Source organism: bacterium, assembly GCA_020444325.1.
In the GTDB taxonomy this organism is placed as follows: domain Bacteria; phylum Bacteroidota; class Ignavibacteria; order SZUA-365; family SZUA-365; genus BM516.
The window spans coordinates 46,542-64,704 of the sequence record JAHLLD010000013.1; the positions used below are offsets into that span (position 1 = coordinate 46,542).

Genomic DNA, 18,163 nt, shown 5'->3' on the forward strand with positions numbered 1-18,163 from the left:
ATTCAGCTTACTTAGATTTGGTATAAATAAAAATAGAAGCTGCAGGGAGAATAAACAACCCTTGCAGCACTTTTTTTATATGAGGCGGGCGCGTATGAATGCCATTGTCTGTTGTCGGCATTGGCGCTATTATGGGAAATAGCCTTTTCCCCGATTTTCGCGGAGCATTCATGAAATCGTTTCTTACCCTTTTCCTTTTCATTTTCCTTCTCCCCGCGCTGCTGCCTGCGCAGCATGTCGAGGCGTCATCGTCATCGCAGCAGCGTTTCGATGATAGCGACGCACCTGCCGCAATGATGCAGCAGGTACATGAAGTCGAAATGCGTCGACATGCCCTGCTCGCGAAGCGCAGCAGTTTCGTACCGGCCGCATCGGAAGATTATGACGTCACATATTACCGGCTCGACGTCACCTTCCCGAGCGATCCCACGCTTTCGTTTTCCGGCAATGTGCGCATGGAATTCCGCAGCCTGGCTGATGCGCTCGGCGAGGTCGTGCTGAATTTCGGCAACCTCGGCGATATCGACAGCGTGCTCGTCGGCGGGAGCCGCCTCGATGCCGCTTCCATCTCTCATGCCGGCGACGTTCTCACACTCACCCTTCCCTCCGAGCTGCAGATGGACGAAGCGGCTGCGGTGACCATGTATTACTCGCATCCTTACGGAGGCAGCGCGGTGATGGTGACCAATGTGCAGAACGTGGATCTCGGGAAATCCATCCTCAGCATTGCGTCGCAGGCCGAGCCGTATGACGCGCGCAACTGGTGGCCGTGCAAGGACGATCCGGCCGACAAGGCAGATTCCGTCGACATTCTCCTCACCGTGGACGAACCGATGTATCCCGTCAGCAACGGCGTCGTGCTCTCGGATGTGAGCAACGGTGATGGTACGCGTACCGTGCACTGGAAAACCCGCTATCCCATCGTGACGTATCTCGTTTCCGTCGCCGCGGCGGAATACAACTACCGCGCCCTGAGCTTCGATTACCAGGGAGAAAGCATGCCGGTGGGCAGCTGGTGGTACGGTATGCCCGGTACCACGATGAAGAGTTTCGAGCAGGATATGCTTGACGGACTGCAGGTTTTCTCTGATCTCTTCATTCCGTACCCGTACATGGAAGAGAAATACGGCATGGCGGAATACGAATGGGGCGGCGCGATGGAACATCAGACCGTCTCGTCCATGGGCTTCTATTCCACCGACGTCGTGGTGCACGAGCTGATGCATCAGTGGTTCGGCGACAAGGTCACCTGCGCCACCTTCGAGCATATCTGGCTCAATGAAGGCTGGGCGACCTACGGCGAGGCGCTGTTCCATGAAGCACGCGGCGGACTGAAAGCACTGAAGGGGAACATGGCTGGGAAGATGTATTTTGGTCCCGGGACCATTTTCGTCGACAACCCGGAGCAGCAGCCGTTCTCCCGTCTCTTCAGCGGCAACCTTACATACAATAAGGCGTCATGGGTCGTTCATATGCTGCGCCATGTGGTCGGCGACGAGGCCTTTTTTGCCGCTACGAAAAAATATCTCGGTGGACTCGCGAGAGACAATTACCGCAGCGTAAGGACCGCTGAGTTTCAGCAATACTACGAGGACGAATCCGGGATGGACCTCGACTGGTTTTTCCAGCAGTGGATCTACGGGGAATACTATCCCACCTACGATTTCACCTGGGATGTCGCGAATCAGGGAGGCAGCTACACGGTGGATGTCAATATCGAGCAGCTTTATCTCAGCGAACGCCAGCTTTTCACCATGCCCATCGACATATACGTGCGCTTTTCCGACGGTAGCGACAGCACCGTGTTAGTGACGAACAATATGGCGATGCAATCCTATTCGTTCACCTTTGAGAGGGATGTCGATTTCCTCCAGCTCGACCCGGACGGCTGGATACACAAACAGGTAATTGAGAAAATGGACAGCCCAACGTTCGACCGGGGCGTCCTTGTGGTCAATGGTGTGGACTGGGACGTGGAAGCATACACCGCCGACCTCAAATCTGCGTTCGTTGATTCTGTGTTCAGCGGTGGACAGCCCTATACGTTCTGGGATCTCTTCCCGGACCCGGCCGTGGGCTACCCCCCCAGCGTCCCGCAGCCCGTAGGTGACGGATACGTCCCGGCGCATGTGCTCGAGCGATACTGTACCGTCGTTTGGATTGGTAACGCATACAACGGCGACGAGAATATCTGGTTCAATACCTCCATTATGAATTACCTCCGGGCAGGTGGCAACGTCATTCTCGTCACACGTATCGGACAGGAATTCATCACCGAGGACATGCGAGATCTGCTCGGCATCAACTGGGAAGCCTTCTATAGCACCGCAGCGAACTGTCAGGCGAAGATCCCCTCCCTGTTCAGCATGGACTTCAATGGTGCCCAGAACCTGCTCCACCTTTTCAACGCTACGCTCACTCGTGAGGAAAACGAGCTGCTGTTCACCGAGACACAGTCCTTCTCGACCGAGCGCGGGATCGGTGTCTGGGGTAAACCGATGATGACGGAACAGGGACTGAGCGGACACATGATGTACATCGGCCTGCGTCCCTACCGTATCAACAACGAGCAGTTCAAACTGAACATGGAAACACTGCTTGCGCAGCTGCCCTGCAACCCGGTGACCTCGGTGCGGGAAACCGCTCCCGTAAGCAACAACATGACGCTCGAGCAGAATTATCCGAATCCCGTCCCGGCCGGAGGAAGTGCGCTGTTCCGCTACAGCCTGGCGCGTCCCGCCACCGCATCGGTTGCACTGCGCGTCTATGACATGCTGGGACGACTGGTGCGCGAACGCGAGGTCCCTTCGGCCACTGCCGGACTGCACAGCGTTTCGCTGTCGACTGCCGGACTCCCTGCGGGTGTCTACACCTGCAGCCTCGAAGCCGCCAGCAGCAGTGTCTCCCGCACCATGGTCATCATCGAATAGGATTACGCGGATTATACGCAGAGAATAGAAGAGAAACGCAGATTTTCACTGATTAACCGCAGATTCTCGCTGAGATAAATTTCATAAAATTTAGCCTGCGAAAATCTGCGGTTGATCTGCGAGAATCTGCGTTTCTCTTCTATTCTCTGCGCAATCCTGTTTATTGCTGGTAGAAGAGTTCGGCGCCGGGGCCGACGGGGAGACCAAGAGTGAACCACACGATAAGAAGTACTGTCCATATCAGGGCGAAGACCACGGAATACGGGAGCATGGTTGCAATGACCGTACCGATGCCTGCGCGCGGATCGTATTTTTCCATGAATGCTACGATGAGTGCGAAGTAAGACATCATCGGCGAGATAATATTCGTCACACTGTCACCGACACGATATCCTGCCTGCACGAGTTCGGGAGAAAATCCGAGCAGCATGAACATCGGGATAAAGACCGGTGCCATGATAGCCCATTTCGCTGATGCGCTGCCCATCACGAGATTGATAACGGCCGTCACGAGGACGAAGGCGAGCATGAGCGGAATGGCACCGAGTCCGGATGATTTCAGAAGCTCGGCACCCTCGATCGCGGTGATGAGACCGAGATTGGTCCAGTTGAAATAGGCGACGAACTGTGCGGCGAAAAACACCAGCACGGTATAGATTCCCAGTGTCTCAATCGCCTTTCCCATGCCCTTCATCACATCGCTGTCATTTTTGATCGTGCGTGCCCCGATACCGTATGCCACGGCGAGCACGACAGCGCCCATGAAGATAAACGCCACCACTCCATCGAGGAATGGAGAATCAAGAATGCCATGGGTTTCCATATTGCGCAGGAAACCATTTTCCGGGATGAGTCCGAGCAGGATAATCGCCGTGCTCACGAGTCCGGTGATACCGGCAAATCGCAGTCCGCGTTTCTCCTCTGATGTCAGGGGACGCAATTCCTCCCGCTCCGCATCTCCCTTGTACTCCCCGAGCCGTGGGATGACGATTTTCTCCGTCACCCAGGTCCCTGCAGTCGCAATGAAAAACGTGGATACAAAAAGGAAATAGTAGTTGGCGGCTGCGTTCACCACATATCCCGGCTCGATGATACGCGCAGCCTCCTGCGAGAGTCCGGCAAGCAGCGGGTCAATGGTTCCGAGCAGCAGGTTGGCGCTGTACCCACCCGACACCCCCGCAAAGGCTGCGGCCATGCCGGCGATGGGATGGCGTCCCACGGCCAGAAAGATCACACCGCCAAGCGGAATGAGCAGCACGTATCCCACTTCACTTGCCGTGTTGGACAGGATGCCAGCGAGAACGATCACAAAGGTGAGCAGTTTCCGCGGCGCTGCCAGCACCATCTGCCGCAGGGCGGTACCGATCAGTCCGCTGCTCTCCGCAATGCCAATTCCGAGCATGGAGACGAACACCGTTCCCAGTGGCGCGAAACTGGTGAAGTTCGTCACCATCGTGGTCAGGATCCGGTGCAGGCCTTCAATCGAAAGCAGGTTTACCGGACGAATGGTCTCCCCTGTCCCGGGATGCTGCACGGCAATGTGGAACTGACTGAATACCCAGGAAAAGAAAATCACCGATAATGCTAGAAGCGCAAAAAGTGTCGCAGGATGCGGCAGCGCATTTCCGACGCGCTCAACCATACCGAGAAATCGATCTATTATTCCCTTGCGGGCACTCTTGTCCGTTGCCATATCAGCCTGTACGTTGTGATTGAAAATTCGATTGCGCGGATAGAAGAGCTACGCTGATTCTCGCTGATTCTTCGCAGATATTCGCAGAGTCAAATTTTAATAAACTTCATTCCGCGAGAATCTGCGTTACATCAGCGAGAATCAGCGTAGCTCTTTTATCTGCGCATAATCCGCGTTACGACTTTGCTTCCGCGAGGAAGGGGTCGTTGATGGGGATTGCGTTGCGGCGACGGAACTGCACGGCAGCCGTCAGAATGAACAACCCGCCGAGAGCGATCGTCGGAGCGAATTCCATCCAGCTCAGGGGAACAGAGGTATGGCTGTAATTGGGCATGACCAGCCAGAACATGTCAATAAAGTGCGCACAGAGCAGAAGAATGGCGCCGCCAAGAAGGACATTGAGACTGCGCTTCGTGGCTTCCGAGAGGAGGAGCAGGAAAGGGAAGATAAAATGAAATACCAGCAGAATGCCGGAGACAACTTCCCATCCGTGACCGAGGCGGTATGTGAAGAACACGATTTCTTCCGGGAGATCGGCGTACCAGATAAGCAGGTACTGGGAGAATGCGATGTAGGCCCAGAAGATGTTGAATGCGAACAGCAGCTTTCCCAGGTCGTGAAAGCGGTCGGAAGTCAGCCAGTCGCTGATCAGACCTGCCTTCTTGAGCAGAACAGCGACAATGGTGATTACCGCAAGTGCACCCACGAGGGATGATGAAAAATAGTACACCCCGAAAATCGTGCTGAACCAGTGCGGGTAAAGGGACATGAGCAGATCGAACGCGGCGAAGGTGATCGTGACAGCGTAAAAAATGGTGATCGGTGCACTGAGCGTCCAATTTCTGCGTGTAGGCTGGATGTCGTTCCGTGTATCCTGCTTGAAGGAATTTCCTACGATAAAGAAGTAGATCCCAATCCAGCTCGCCACATAAAAAAACAATCGAGCGGTGAAAAACGGCACGTTGAGCCATGCGGCTTTCCCCTGCATGATGGCGTCCCCGGGTTCGGGATGCACCCAGTGATGGTAGAGCTCACCGATGCCGAAGACGATGGGGAGCAGGAGAATAATCAGGAGGGGTGTAAAGCCACCGAGAATCTCCGGGATGCGGCGCACCGCGGTCGACCAGCCTGAACGCGTGAGATACTGCAGCATACTGAAGAAGACTGCAGTAACTGCGATTCCGCCCCAGAACACGAATGCCAGGAGATAGTCGAAAAGGAAACGCTGCATGTCGGTCATCGCGGCGGCGATGCTGAGCACGATCCCGAGAACAGCGGTACCAATACCGATCATCTGCATGCGTTTGACAAAGCTGGTGTCCGCCAGCAAAACGTTCTGAACACTCATTGTGCCGCCTCCACATTCTCATTCGCGTTATCCGTTGCATTCGCATTTTGCGCCGCACCCGAATCGCCACCTGCGGCAGTGCTGTCAACCGATGCCGGTGCAGTTTCCGGGTACTTCAGCGGTGCCTTCTGCAGCTCACGCACGTAGTTGACAATTGCCCAGCGGTCCCCCTCTTTCAGCTTGTCCGCATAGCCGGGCATGATATTCTGCCCAACGCTGATGACATGGAAAATGTGGGCATCGGAATATCCCTTTGCGTTTTTCCCCGCCAGGTTTGGTGGCTTCTGCAGCCCGCGCCGTACAACCTCCGTCGTATCCTGTCCACTCGGGGAGTGACAGGGCGAGCAGAACGTATTGAAACGATTTTTCCCGCGGGCGAGCACCTCCGGTGAAACCGCGAGAGGATTATGCAGTGCCGCTTCAGCCTCTTCGGGCGTCGTGTAAGGGTACACCGTGCCATTACGCGGCAGCGTCCCCGGAACGTGACCGCGCATGACGGTACGGTCGGCGAAAAACGTACTCGGTTCCTGCGCCATGTACTTACTCTGATAGTACATGTCGAAACGCACCTTGATCGGCGGCTCCTTGGAACGCAGCGCCTGGAATCCGTTGCCCGCCCAGAGGACGAACAGCACCACGGCAACGATGCCGGTGAGGAGTATGACGGGTAAGGGAATGTGTATGTTCTTAATCTTCATATTCGACTTCGCGTACTTGTTCAGCTCCGAGAGATTCAAGCAGGGTTCGTGTCTTCCCTGCGTCATACATCGCATCCTCACTGTCGACGGTTACCATGAAGGCATCATCCGTCGTACGCAGGAAGTGCGGATCGTTCTGCCACTTCGAATACCAACGGGGAAGTCCGTTCAGCGCAAACATCCCGATCACCGTTCCGATGGCGCAGAACAGTACCGTCAATTCGAACATGATGGGAATGGAGGGTTCGAAAGCGAAAAACGGTTTCCCGCCGATGATCAGCGGATAGTCCACCGCTCCGGTCCACCACTGCAGAAGCGTCGCCGCCAGCGTACCGAGGAGTCCGGTACCAAAGGCAATCCACGGCAGTACCGTGCGCTTCACGCCCATTGCGTCATCGAGTCCGTGCAGCGGATACGGCGTATGGAAATCAAACTGCCGATATCCGGCGCGTCGAATTTCCGTCGCTGCGCTCAGCACCGTATCGGGGTCGTGAAAGAGTCCGGTCATACCGGCTGTCTTTTTCATGCGTCACTCTCCTCTCAATGATGCGAATGTGATGGTTGTGAACCGGGCAAAATGCCCTTGACTTCCGACATGGCCAGGACCGGGATATTCTTGGCAAACAGCAGGAAGAGCGTGAGAAACAGTCCTATCGTTCCCGCGAAAATCGAGATATCGACCCACGTGGGAGAGAAATATCCCCAGCTCGAGGGAAGGAAGTCACGATGCAGTGAGCTCGCGATGATCACGAAGCGCTCAAACCACATACCGATGTTGACGAAAATGGAAATCACCCAGGTGATCGCGAGATTGCGGCGAATGTTCTTGAACCAGAACAACTGCGGGATGAGCACATTACAGGTAACCATCGTCCAGTATGCCCAGCCGTATGCACCGAAGGCACGGTTGATGAACACGAAACGCTCATAGGGACTGCCGCTGTACCAGGCGATAAAGAATTCGATGCCATAGGCATATCCGACCATGAGCCCGGTGGCCATGAGCACCTTGTTCATATTCTCGATATGCTTGATCGTGATGAACTGCTCGAGATTCAGCAGCTTGCGCGCTAGAATCATGAGGGTGAGCACCATGGCGAATCCGGAGAAAATCGCTCCGGCCACGAAATACGGCGGGAAGATCGTAGAGTGCCAGCCCGGCAGAATGGAAACCGCAAAGTCGAAAGAAACGATGGTGTGTACCGAAAGAACCAGCGGTGTGGAGATGCCGGCGAGGATCAGGTACGCCTTCTCATAGCGATGCCAGTGCCTGTTGGCACCCGTCCATCCGAGACTGAGAAAGGTCCAGATATACTTGATGAATACGTTCTTCGCACGGTTTCGCAGGGTCGCGAGATCCGGCACCAGTCCTACATACCAAAACATGGCCGATACCGCAAAATAGGTCGACACCGCAAAGACGTCCCACAGCAGCGGGGAGCGGAAATTCACCCACATCTCCATCTGGTTCGGCAGAGGGAGCAGCCAGTAGATGGCAACCCAGGGACGACCGGTATGGATAACGGGGAAAATCAGGGCGCAGATGACGGCAAAAATCGTCATGGCTTCGGCGGCGCGGTTAATCGCGGTGCGCCATCGCTGCCTGAACAGGAAAAGAATCGCGGAGATCAGTGTGCCCGCATGTCCGATACCGATCCAGAACACGAAGTTCGTAATGGCCCAGGCCCATGCAACCGGCTGGTTGTTTCCCCAGACGCCGATACCGGTATAGACGGTATAGAGTATGGTGATAATGCCCCATCCGGCCAGCATGCTCGTCAGCGTCAGTGTCGCATACCAGAGTTTTGTCGGTTTGCCCTCGACCACATTGGAAATCGTCTCCGTGACGTCATGCGGTTTCGGCTTGCCTTCAAACAGCGGTTCGCGGATTTCATCGGGATTCACGGCGAGTGTACCGCCACTCTCCATATCCCAGCTGTCCTGACGATGCTTGTCAGTCACAGTCTTCATGCAGCTCCTCCGTTCGTATTGCGGATTTTGGCCTTGTACGTGATGGAAGGAATGATGTTCAGGGATTGCAGCACATGGTAGCCACGTTCGGTCTCGCGGCTGCGGGAAACGGCACTCTCCGGGTCATTGATATTCCCGAAGACAATGGCGTCGGCGGGACAGGACTGCTGGCAGGCAGTGACAACTTCACCGTCTCGCAGCAGGTCGCGCCCCTCATTTTTCGCAGCATACTTTGCTGTGTTGATGCGCTGCACGCAGAACGTGCATTTCTCCATGACACCGCGCATACGCACCGTCACGTCGGGATTGAAGACGAGACTGAGCGGATCGCGATCATCGTCGTGATAGTTCAGGAAGTTGAATCGGCGGACCTTGTAAGGACAGTTGTTGGAACAGTACCTGGTGCCGACACAGCGATTGTACGTCATCTGGTTCAGTCCTTCATCATTGTGTGTCGTCGCGGCGACGGGACACACGTTCTCACATGGCGCCTTCTCGCAATGCTGGCAGAGCATGGGCTGCAGCGTCGTGTCCGGATTGTCCTCGTCCCCGCTGTAGTAGCGGTCGATGCGAAGCCAGAACATTTCGCGGCCGTTCATCACTTCTTCCTTCCCCACCATCGGAATATTGTTCTCGGCCACACAGGCGGTAACGCAGGCATTGCAGCCCACGCAGGCTGTCGTGTCAATGGTCATACCCCAGCGATGCTTGCCATTGTATTCGTGTGCCGGCATGATACTGATGGGACGATCCGTGGCGTTTTCCGCACCGTACACAGGGACATCATTCGCATACAGCGCCGCGGGATTGGCCACGAATTCAGCAAGTGACCCCTGCTTGACAATATCCTTCCGGTCGATGCCGAAAAACTCGTCACCGCTCAGGGAATGATGATCCTGCGTTGTTGCGATGGGATACTGGTCTCCGGTCGCCTTCACCTGCACCGGCATATAGCCCAGGACCTGGGTCGCTGAGGATGCCAGCGGAAAGACATTGACACCTTTGTCCGCCAGCACGCGACCACCTTCACTCCGTCCGAATCCGGTCGATGCAATGATGAGATCATCCGCCATGCCAGGCTGTCGGAACACCGGAAGGCGCACACTGCCCGAAGCGGTGCGCAGTTCCACGACGTCTTCATTCGTGACGCCGAGCTTTTCCGCGGTCGCGCGACTCATGACAGCGCAGTTGTCCCACGTCACTTTCGTCACGGGATCCGGGAGTTCCATGAGCCATCCGAGGTTCGCATACCGTCCATCGTCGAGGCTGTGGCTCGGGAGCACGCCAAGCATCATCGCTTTCGCCGGTGCGCTGGCGGTAGACTTGAGCATCTTCACCGTTTCATCCTGTCGAAGCGACGCTGTTGCCGGGGCCGGCTTCAAATTGACGGTGCCTTTCCGCAGCGCATTGTTCCAGAACGCGGTGAATGACGCGGCACCGCTGCCCGGGAACAGTTCCTCCTGCCAGCGACTGCGCACATAGTCATAAAATGTTTTGGTCTCGCTGAAATTCTGTTCGTCATACGCGCGGGCAATGCCCATCAGTGCATCCGCAAGAGATGGCTGCGCCTCGTTGAGCGGCGCGATCAGCGGCTGAGCGACAGCCTGCGAACCGTCGAGCATGGCGACGTCGCCCCAGGCTTCGAGATAGTGATTGACGGGGATGAAAATCGAGCAGTACTTCGACGTCTCATCCGCATACAGGGATAGCGAGAAACGATGCATCACCCGCGAGGTGAGCTTGCGAAACAGGTCGCCCGGCATGCTGTAGGCCGGATTGACATCCCCGAAGATCAGCGCACCGACCTTGCCGCCTTCAAGTTCGCGACGCAGCTGGTCGATGCCGGCGGACTTGTCATTGCTGTATGGCAGCGCATGGCGCGGGTCGATGATCCGATCCTCACCGATGGCACCGATGACCTGATTGCACATGACGCCCAGCGCATGTGTCTCTGCAGGAAGATGACGTCCGATCATGACCACCCCGGCACCGCCGAGAAGATCATCGGCAATCGCACCGATTTCCTTGAACTGCGGGTTGCCGGCATCCGACAATGCAGACACTGCGGCCGCGTCAAGCCCGCCCTTTCCTCGCACCACCACCATTTCATGGAGCAGGGCGCGGAGAAACTCATTGATCTCCGCGGGATGAATGCGGATATGCTGATCGGCGTTCGAACCGGAAACTGTCATAGCCGATTCGACAGCATAGTAGCGGCTCATCTCCGGGAGAATGCGCTCCGGCTTGCGGGACTGCGAGAACTTCCGAATATGGTAGAGCGACTCACTGTCAGTCCCGAGAAAATCGGAGTCCACTCCAAGCACAACCTTGGCTTTCGACAGATCGGGGACCAGCACCGCGTCGATTCCCAGTAACCGGTGGTTCGCCTCAGCAGCACCGTACGATGTCAACGCAGGCCATGTCACAACCCGGGTATCCGGCAGCATGCGTGCAAGATCGCTGTACAGCGCGTGCAGCGATGGTGAGGCATGTTCATCGACCATGATGCGTATACTTCGCCCCTGTTCCGCAACTTCGTGCAATGCATCCGCAATGCGCCGGTAAGCGTTCAGCGGCGTGGAGTCGCTGTCATGGACGGTGGGACGCAGAACGCGATCCGGGTCATAAAGCGACAGCAGTGACGCCTGCGCAAGATGGGTGCTTTTCCCACCGCTGATGCTGCAGAGGTCGTTGCCCTCGATCTTGATCGGACGACCCTCTCTCGCGGTAACCAGCAGACCGGCCGCGAAGTTCTGGCGTGTGAACGCTGTGGTGAAGGTGTTTGCGATGCCCGGTGTAATGTATTCCGGCTTTTTGACGTACGGTACGATCTCCTGTTCCGGCTTGCGGCATCCCGTGGCGACAAGCGCCGTGGAAGCCGCGAGCAGTCCCATGAAGGTACGCCGCGTCATCGCGCTGATGTTACCGCTCGGGACATCGTAGTCGGCAGGAAATTCGTTGGACAGCTGCTCCATGACAGCCGGGTCTTTCGCCAGCTCTCCAAAGCTCTTCCAGTACGTCTTTCCGTTATTCTGCTTTTCAGCCATGCTGTCTATCGTTGGTGTGAATCTTCTGCGTATTGAATCGTTCGGTAGTCGAGATCAGTGATGACATGCGGAACAGTCCGTCGGTCCCTTCGGCAGCGCACGCTGCAGGATGGCAGGATCGACATCGAGTCCGCTGAGCTCACGTGTGGGAATGACATAGGCATCGGGATCACGGTGACAGTCGAGACACCATCCCATGGTCAGCGATTTCTTCTGCACAATGACGCCCATTTTTTCCACTTCTCCGTGGCAGGACGCACAATCAATGCCGCTGTTCACATGCCTGCTGTGATTGAAAAATGCGTACTCCGGCAGCCGATGCACGCGGATCCAGGGAATCGCAACGTTGTTTTCATAACTCGTACGCACCAGTTCCAATTTCGGACTGTCGCGTTTCACCGATGTATGGCAGTTCATGCAGGTCTGCGTCGGCGGCACGGTACTGTGCGGAGAGGTCTCCACACTGGTGTGGCAGTACACGCAGGATATCCCCAGTTCACCGACATGCAGACGATGATCGAAGGGCACCGGCTGCTGCGGCCTGTACCCGACATCCATCACGCTGGGATGGCGAAGGAAGTAAAACGCCACTGCGCTCACCCCGATGAGGATGACGAGACTGACGATGATGCGTTTGAGTTGTGTATCAATTTTAGCAGTAAACATAGTCACTGTTATCCGTTAAAGTGCGTTGTGCCTTCCGCTTCGCGAAGCTTGCGCTGTGCCAGCCAGAGCCGGAGCACAAAGCCGCCGAAAACCAGGAACGGCATAATCATCATAAAGACAATACTGGTATTGAATCCCGAAGCGACAGGCGACTGGCCGTCGCTCATGTATGCCTCCTTACAGTTCGGACAGGCGTGCAGTACATCGGGAAGAATGAAAAACACGCCGAGAAGAAGGACGATATAGAAAGCTTTTCGTTTCATGACACTCAGGCGTAGAAATGATACAACATCAGGTAGACGAGCACCCCGGTCACCGAGGTGTACATCCATATCGGCAGCGTCCAGCGCGCGATGCGCCTGTGGCGCTGCACATTCATTTTGAGTCCGCGGAACAACGTAATGATGGCCAGCGGCGGTACCGCAACAGCGAGCACGGAATGCGAAATCAGGATGAAGAAATACAGCGTTCGGGCAAAACCTTCGCCCTGGAAACGCGTCACCAGTTCCACACTGAAGTGGTAGGTCAGGTAACTGACCAGAAACACGGCGGAGGTAATAAATGCGGACAGCATCATCGCCCTGTGCTGCGGAATTTTTTTCTGCCGGATAAACATGAATCCGATCATGAGGAAGACCGCCGAAAGACCGTTGAGCGTCGCGTTGACCGACGGGAGATCCGTGATGCTCATGCACCCCTCCCGAGCAGGTAATTCAATGCGGCACGCAAATCATCAACCTTGGTCTCATCCGTTCCATCATAATACCCGCGTATCATGCCCTTGCCATCGACGAGGGCGAAACGCGTGCTGTGCATGGCAGGGACGGAGGCATCCCCCATCATGAAACCGTTGGAGGCAAGATCGGCGACAACATCCTTGTCATTCCGCAGCATGTACCAGCGTCCCGGAGTCGCGTGATAGCGTTCGGCATACTTGGTCAAGCGCTCGAGATCGTCGCGCTCGGGATCGACGCTGAAACCGACAATGCGGAAATCATCGGCGTCGGCGTACTCCGCCTGCAGCACATTGGCCGTGGAATTCATGATCGGACACGGTCCACCGCAGGAGGTGAAAAAGAAATAGGCGATGAAAACCTTGCCCTCAAGATCCTCATCGGTCAATTCGCCTCCATTGAAATTCGTGAATTTGAACGCAGGCACGTGCTTGATCTCAGGGAGCTCATGCACTTCATGCTGCGGCGCGCCCGACTGGCAGGCTGCAAGAAACAGCAGCGTCAGGGAAAGCAGCGCGTATGTACGTATGTGGCCTTTCATCGTTGTTGCACCATGCGAAATGAAATCATTGTCAGCAGGAACAGCAGTGCGGCCGTCACAGCGATAGACAATCCCACCGCCGGTGCCGACGACACGGAAATGTCGCTGCCGAGGAAAAAACTCTCTTGGAAAAGTGTCGTGACGTAATACAGCGGGTTGAGCTGCATGACGATGCGCATCCACCCGCTTGCACTCGCAAGGGGAAAGAACGCACCGGAAAGCATCCACAGCGGAAGCAGCAGCAGGTTCATCACTGCGTGAAAACCCTGCGTCGACTGCATGCGCCATGCGATGATGAAGCCCAGCGCTGTCAACATCATACCTGCCACGACAAGAATGATCAGGCTGAGCACAATCGCATTCAGGCTCAGCGAAATGCCGGAAAACGGCAGAAGAATCATGAAGATTACGGACTGCAGCACGGCGATCGTGGTGCCCGCGAGCATCTTGCTCAGCACGATGGCACCGCGCGGTGCGGGTGATGTCATCACCCCCTGCAGGAAACCGGAGTCCCTGTCATCTATCACGGATATCGTGGAGAAGATTGCAGCGAACAATGCGATCAGAAGAATGACGCCCGGGAACAGCCAGCTTCCATATTCCACACCGCCTGCATGCATGCTGTTCCGAAATCCCGCCGCCAGGAAAATCCAGATCACGAACGGTTGTCCGACCGCGCCGATCACCCGGCTGCGCTGCCGCACGAAATGCTGCAGATCACGAATCCAGAGTGCATACGTCGGAAGCAGAAGCGTCGTCAAGCCGTCACCCTCCCTTCCGCTGCCGTATGAATCGCATGCCCGGTCTGTTCAATGAAATAGTCTTCCAGCGTTGGCCTGCGCATATGCACATCACTGATACGCGCGTCCGCTTCATCGAGCAACTGCATCGCGTCATCGAGGCGCATGTTTCTGACCAGCAGCGCATTGTCATGCAGACGCAGCGTCTGCGCCGAGGGTGGGATATACCGCCCTGCCGCCTCAATATCGGTCGAGGTGATTTCCACGACGGAAGCCCCGAATCCAGCCAGCAGCCGGGCGGGTGTATCGTCCGCGATGAGACGTCCCTCTTCGAGCAGGGCGACACGGTCACACTGTCCGGCGAGCTGCAGATCATGCGTGATCAGCAGTGTCGTCAGTGCCCGCTGGGCGGTAATGCCCTGAAGCACGCGGAAGAAGTTTTCACGCACGGCGACGTCGAGACCGGTAAATGGCTCATCGAGCACCAGCAGCGACGGCTCGGGAAGCAGTGCCTTGGCGAGTTCCACGCGACGGCGATACCCGCCCGAGAGCTCCGCGACGCGCACATCGAGTTTGTCGTCGAGTTCGAGCACCGTCAGAAGGTCCGCCGGCAGGTCGCCACGTTCAAAGCGCATGCCATAGAGCATCCCGTGACAGCGCATGTTCTCGAATACCGATAACTGTTCATCGAGCGCGGGCGACTGGAAGACCACGCCGATTCGGGAAACGGCAACCGCTTCCCCGTTCATTTCCACATTCCCTTCCTGCAGGCGCAGCGTTCCCGTGATGAGACGAAACAGTGTGCTCTTCCCGCTGCCGTTCGGTCCGACCAGCGCCGTGATATCACCGGGACGTGCATCGAGCGATACGCCACGCAGCGCCTGCACGCTGCGCTTTCCGCGCGTGCCACGGGTACGGGTGTGATAGGTGTACGCTATGTCGGTGACTTTCAACACGTCGATCAGAGTCCGAGAATGGTTAACGCAAGAACGAAGGTCAGGAAGAAGAAGGCTGGGACATACACGAAAAAGCGCAGTCGGCTGTTATCGAACTTCAGGTGCATGAACACCCAGATGACAAGCCCCGCTTTCGCAATGGCTATCAGCACCCCGACAACGATGTTCATCACATCGCCGAAGTGTATTGTGGTAACCGCGACGGTAAGCGCAGTCAGTACAAGCAGTGCCAGAAACACCTTGAAATAGGACTTCTGTATTGTCTCGAAGCTTTCGCCAGCTGCCATGGTTGTCTCCTTCTCGCTGCTAGAAAATCAGGTAAAGGGTCGGGAAGAGGAAAATCCACACGAGGTCAACGAAGTGCCAGTACAGCCCGAGTGTCTCGACGCGATGATGCATTTCCTGCGGGTATCCCTTGATGAGGGATTTCCCGAGCATCCATGTCATCGGAATCAATCCCCCGATCACGTGCAGCGCATGGAAACCGGTCATCGTGAAATAACTGGCATAGAACGTATTCGTCCAGGGATAGATATCGTGACTGAACTTGGTTGCATACTCGTAGGACTTGATGCCCAGGAATCCGAAGGCGCACACGATGGTCAGCGTCAGGAAGAGGCGGAATTTCGCTTCATTCCCTTTCTCGAGTGCGAGATGGGCAAGCGCCATGGTCAGACTCGAGGTGATAAGCACCGCGGTATTGATCGTTGCAACAACCTTGTCGAGGTGATGCGCACTTTGGGTGAACACCTCGATGTTCATATTGCGCAGTACGATAAAGGCACCGAAGAAACCGGTAAAGAACATGATTTCGGATGCGAGGAATACCCACATGCCGAGCTTTCCGTGGTAGATGCCCGTATCGAAACGAGAGTGACTTGCAGCAAGGGTGGACATGTGATCAGGCCTTGTCTATGAACATCAGGGTGAACAATGCGAGCAGATAGAAATACGATGACAGCAGCACGGTACGTGCGTTACTGTTACTGCGCTCGTAGAAAAAGCGAATGCCGGTCGTGAAAAATCCCGCTCCCAGCAGCAGGGCGCCGATGAAATACAGCACACCGGTATCACCGAACACTGTCGGCAGCAGACTGAAGAGCAGGAGCATCAGTGTATATGTGAGGATGTGCCGGGCAACGACCACACCGCTTCCGTCGAGCACGGTAAGCATGGGGAAGCCGCCCCGTTCGTAATCCTTGCGGTACATCCATGCTAGCGACAGAAAATGTGGCATCTGCCAGAGAAACAGGATCATGAAGAGCGCGAGTCCTTCGCCACCGATACTGCCCGACACCATGGCATAACCGCCAAGCGGCGGAAGTGCGCCCGGGATGCCGCCAACCAGGGTGGAGAGTTGCGTGCGCCGCTTCATGGGGGTGTACACGGCGAGATACAGGAACACAGTCAGTGCTGCCAGAAGCGCCGTCAAGGTCTGGGCGGCAAACAGCATGGCCAGTCCGGCGGTGATGAGTGCCACGCCGAACAGCAGGGCGTTCAGCCAGCTGACGCGTCCCGAAGGAATGGGACGAAACATCGTGCGTTTCATTCCGCGATCAGCGTCATGCTCCATCACGTGATTGAGTACGCAGCTGCCGGCGGAAACCAGGGCGGTACCCAGCACGGTCACCACAAAGAGCAGTGCATATTCAAGCGTGAGGAAATTCCGCGGCAGCGCCAGGTAGAATCCGGCCGCCGTACTGACGACAACCATGAGGGTGATACCGGGTTTGGTCAGCTCGTAATACGCAGCGAACTGCTCGCGCAGTGACAGTGCATCGACCTGCATGGTGTTTACATGGGCCCCGTTGCCGTGCATCGGGAGAACTGTTGACTTGTGATCTCTCATGCGCCTGCCCCCTGCGGATGCAGTGCGACGGATGACTCCGCATCACTGGCGAAGCGGTAATACCTGCGGCTGCGTGCATACGTGAGAAATACAAAGGTGAACGTAAGCGCTCCTCCCATGACATGGAGCGTGTTCGGTACGATGGCTTCGCGCGTCCATATCACCGTCGCACCGAGCATGAACTGGATGAGCACCATGCCGATAGCCAGGGCCGCAGGCTTGCGCAGCAGCTGCAGGTCGGGTCGACGAAGTATACGCACACCCTGCACAAGGATCAGTGTCGTGACGATGAGCGCCCCGACGCGATGCGCAAACTGAATGGCCACACCGAACGTCGTGAAGTCGGGGATGATACTGCCGTTATTCAACGGGAAGTCCGTGATTGCCATTCCGCTGTATGTGTGCCGGGTAATGGCACCGAGCAGAATCTGCACAAAGGTAAAGATGACGGTGAACAGCAGGAGTTTCTGCAGGGATGACGATACCGGGACCTGCGCGGGGGCTTCCCTGCTCATCCAGCGCGGCGATGTCGCTGCGGCAATGAGCATGGTCATGAGCATGAACGACTGTGCGAGCATGGCATGGCTGACGGAGACTGCAGTCGGGAGACGCATCAGGACGGTCATACCACCGAGTACGCCCTGTACGATCACGGCGAGCAGGGCACCGGCAGTCAGCCAGCGGAGCCAGCGCCTGTCGTCGCGCAGCCAGACCCAGATCGTCACGGCGATCATGAGCATGCCGATGACAGTTGCGATCAGGCGGTGTCCGTGTTCATAGACGATGCCTCCGGTCCATTTGCTCACCGGGAAGGTGAACATGTTTTCCCCGTACGTCGTGGGCCAGTCAGGCACAGATAGACCTGCCCCGGCACTGTGCACCAGTCCCCCCTTCGTGATCAGGAGAACCGTACCCACGGCCAGGACGATGGCAAGGCGATGCAGCCAGCGGCGTGATGAGGTCGTATGTTTGTAGCTTCCTTTCTTCATG

17 protein-coding genes are annotated in these 18,163 nt (G+C 56.3%); 1 reads left to right on the plus strand and 16 read right to left on the minus strand.

Annotated features, from left to right (window positions below; genetic code table 11):
• Positions 1 to 170: 170 nt before the first annotated feature.
• Positions 171 to 2,930, plus strand: a complete 2,760-nt coding sequence (locus tag KQI65_15070; GenBank protein MCB2206061.1) for a T9SS type A sorting domain-containing protein — start codon at positions 171 to 173, stop codon at positions 2,928 to 2,930.
• A gap of 160 nt (positions 2,931 to 3,090) precedes the next feature.
• Here the strand turns inward: KQI65_15070 and KQI65_15075 are convergent, their stop codons facing one another.
• The 16 genes from KQI65_15075 to KQI65_15150 all read right to left on the minus strand — a co-directional run bounded on the left by KQI65_15075 (position 3,091) and on the right by KQI65_15150 (position 18,162).
• Positions 3,091 to 4,623 carry an AbgT family transporter gene (locus KQI65_15075; GenBank protein MCB2206062.1) on the minus strand — a complete coding sequence of 511 codons (1,533 nt, stop codon included), beginning with the start codon at positions 4,621 to 4,623 and terminating at the stop codon, positions 3,091 to 3,093.
• A gap of 175 nt (positions 4,624 to 4,798) precedes the next feature.
• Positions 4,799 to 5,971, minus strand: a complete 1,173-nt coding sequence (locus tag KQI65_15080) for a hypothetical protein (protein MCB2206063.1) — start codon at positions 5,969 to 5,971, stop codon at positions 4,799 to 4,801.
• Positions 5,968 to 6,669 (minus strand): cytochrome c, encoded by a 702-nt coding sequence (locus KQI65_15085; protein MCB2206064.1) that lies wholly within the window; start codon positions 6,667 to 6,669, stop codon positions 5,968 to 5,970. The genes KQI65_15080 and KQI65_15085 overlap by 4 nt, the downstream gene beginning before the upstream one ends.
• Positions 6,659 to 7,195 (minus strand): DUF3341 domain-containing protein, encoded by a 537-nt coding sequence (locus KQI65_15090; GenBank protein ID MCB2206065.1) that lies wholly within the window; start codon positions 7,193 to 7,195, stop codon positions 6,659 to 6,661. The genes KQI65_15085 and KQI65_15090 overlap by 11 nt, the downstream gene beginning before the upstream one ends.
• A 14-nt stretch (positions 7,196 to 7,209) precedes the next feature.
• Entirely contained in the window at positions 7,210 to 8,598 is a 1,389-nt protein-coding gene (gene nrfD / locus KQI65_15095) for a polysulfide reductase NrfD (protein MCB2206066.1), read from the minus strand.
• Positions 8,599 to 8,636: 38 nt separating this feature from the next.
• On the minus strand, positions 8,637 to 11,687 hold the full coding sequence (locus tag KQI65_15100) for a TAT-variant-translocated molybdopterin oxidoreductase (protein MCB2206067.1): 3,051 nt from the start codon (positions 11,685 to 11,687) through the stop codon (positions 8,637 to 8,639).
• A gap of 54 nt (positions 11,688 to 11,741) precedes the next feature.
• Positions 11,742 to 12,353 carry a cytochrome c family protein gene (locus tag KQI65_15105; protein MCB2206068.1) on the minus strand — a complete coding sequence of 204 codons (612 nt, stop codon included), beginning with the start codon at positions 12,351 to 12,353 and terminating at the stop codon, positions 11,742 to 11,744.
• Between the two features lie 8 nt (positions 12,354 to 12,361).
• On the minus strand, positions 12,362 to 12,616 hold the full coding sequence (locus tag KQI65_15110; protein MCB2206069.1) for a hypothetical protein: 255 nt from the start codon (positions 12,614 to 12,616) through the stop codon (positions 12,362 to 12,364).
• 5 nt (positions 12,617 to 12,621) lie between these two features.
• Positions 12,622 to 13,044 carry a DUF420 domain-containing protein gene (locus KQI65_15115; GenBank protein MCB2206070.1) on the minus strand — a complete coding sequence of 141 codons (423 nt, stop codon included), beginning with the start codon at positions 13,042 to 13,044 and terminating at the stop codon, positions 12,622 to 12,624.
• Positions 13,041 to 13,628: an SCO family protein gene (locus tag KQI65_15120; GenBank protein ID MCB2206071.1), complete on the minus strand. Its 588-nt coding sequence runs from the start codon at positions 13,626 to 13,628 to the stop codon at positions 13,041 to 13,043. Before KQI65_15120 ends, KQI65_15115 begins: the two co-directional genes overlap by 4 nt.
• Positions 13,625 to 14,389, minus strand: coding sequence for an ABC transporter permease (locus KQI65_15125; GenBank protein ID MCB2206072.1), 765 nt, complete (start codon positions 14,387 to 14,389; stop codon positions 13,625 to 13,627). The genes KQI65_15120 and KQI65_15125 overlap by 4 nt, the downstream gene beginning before the upstream one ends.
• On the minus strand, positions 14,386 to 15,324 hold the full coding sequence (locus KQI65_15130) for an ABC transporter ATP-binding protein (protein MCB2206073.1): 939 nt from the start codon (positions 15,322 to 15,324) through the stop codon (positions 14,386 to 14,388). Before KQI65_15130 ends, KQI65_15125 begins: the two co-directional genes overlap by 4 nt.
• A 5-nt stretch (positions 15,325 to 15,329) precedes the next feature.
• A complete protein-coding gene (locus tag KQI65_15135; protein MCB2206074.1) occupies positions 15,330 to 15,611 on the minus strand; it encodes a cytochrome C oxidase subunit IV family protein in 282 nt (93 codons plus the stop codon).
• Positions 15,612 to 15,630: 19 nt separating this feature from the next.
• Positions 15,631 to 16,221, minus strand: a complete 591-nt coding sequence (locus KQI65_15140; GenBank protein ID MCB2206075.1) for a cytochrome c oxidase subunit 3 — start codon at positions 16,219 to 16,221, stop codon at positions 15,631 to 15,633.
• 4 nt (positions 16,222 to 16,225) lie between these two features.
• Positions 16,226 to 17,173, minus strand: coding sequence for a heme o synthase (gene cyoE / locus KQI65_15145; protein MCB2206076.1), 948 nt, complete (start codon positions 17,171 to 17,173; stop codon positions 16,226 to 16,228).
• Positions 17,170 to 18,162 carry a COX15/CtaA family protein gene (locus tag KQI65_15150; protein MCB2206077.1) on the minus strand — a complete coding sequence of 331 codons (993 nt, stop codon included), beginning with the start codon at positions 18,160 to 18,162 and terminating at the stop codon, positions 17,170 to 17,172. The genes cyoE and KQI65_15150 overlap by 4 nt, the downstream gene beginning before the upstream one ends.
• Between the last annotated feature and the right edge of the window lies 1 nt (position 18,163).

What these genes read in the sequence shown, in the direction of transcription:
- KQI65_15070 (MCB2206061.1), top strand. Translation starts at nt 171, where the DNA reads ATGAAATCGTTTCTTACCCTTTTCCTTTTCATTTTCCTTCTCCCCGCG.
- KQI65_15075 (MCB2206062.1), bottom strand. Translation starts at nt 4,623, where the DNA reads ATGGCAACGGACAAGAGTGCCCGCAAGGGAATAATAGATCGATTTCTC.
- KQI65_15080 (MCB2206063.1), bottom strand. Translation starts at nt 5,971, where the DNA reads ATGAGTGTTCAGAACGTTTTGCTGGCGGACACCAGCTTTGTCAAACGC.
- KQI65_15085 (MCB2206064.1), bottom strand. Translation starts at nt 6,669, where the DNA reads ATGAAGATTAAGAACATACACATTCCCTTACCCGTCATACTCCTCACC.
- KQI65_15090 (MCB2206065.1), bottom strand. Translation starts at nt 7,195, where the DNA reads ATGAAAAAGACAGCCGGTATGACCGGACTCTTTCACGACCCCGATACG.
- nrfD (MCB2206066.1), bottom strand. Translation starts at nt 8,598, where the DNA reads ATGGAGAGTGGCGGTACACTCGCCGTGAATCCCGATGAAATCCGCGAA.
- KQI65_15100 (MCB2206067.1), bottom strand. Translation starts at nt 11,687, where the DNA reads ATGGCTGAAAAGCAGAATAACGGAAAGACGTACTGGAAGAGCTTTGGA.
- KQI65_15105 (MCB2206068.1), bottom strand. Translation starts at nt 12,353, where the DNA reads ATGTTTACTGCTAAAATTGATACACAACTCAAACGCATCATCGTCAGT.
- KQI65_15110 (MCB2206069.1), bottom strand. Translation starts at nt 12,616, where the DNA reads ATGAAACGAAAAGCTTTCTATATCGTCCTTCTTCTCGGCGTGTTTTTC.
- KQI65_15115 (MCB2206070.1), bottom strand. Translation starts at nt 13,044, where the DNA reads ATGAGCATCACGGATCTCCCGTCGGTCAACGCGACGCTCAACGGTCTT.
- KQI65_15120 (MCB2206071.1), bottom strand. Translation starts at nt 13,628, where the DNA reads ATGAAAGGCCACATACGTACATACGCGCTGCTTTCCCTGACGCTGCTG.
- KQI65_15135 (MCB2206074.1), bottom strand. Translation starts at nt 15,611, where the DNA reads ATGGCAGCTGGCGAAAGCTTCGAGACAATACAGAAGTCCTATTTCAAG.
- KQI65_15140 (MCB2206075.1), bottom strand. Translation starts at nt 16,221, where the DNA reads ATGTCCACCCTTGCTGCAAGTCACTCTCGTTTCGATACGGGCATCTAC.
- cyoE (MCB2206076.1), bottom strand. Translation starts at nt 17,173, where the DNA reads ATGAGAGATCACAAGTCAACAGTTCTCCCGATGCACGGCAACGGGGCC.
- KQI65_15150 (MCB2206077.1), bottom strand. Translation starts at nt 18,162, where the DNA reads ATGAAGAAAGGAAGCTACAAACATACGACCTCATCACGCCGCTGGCTG.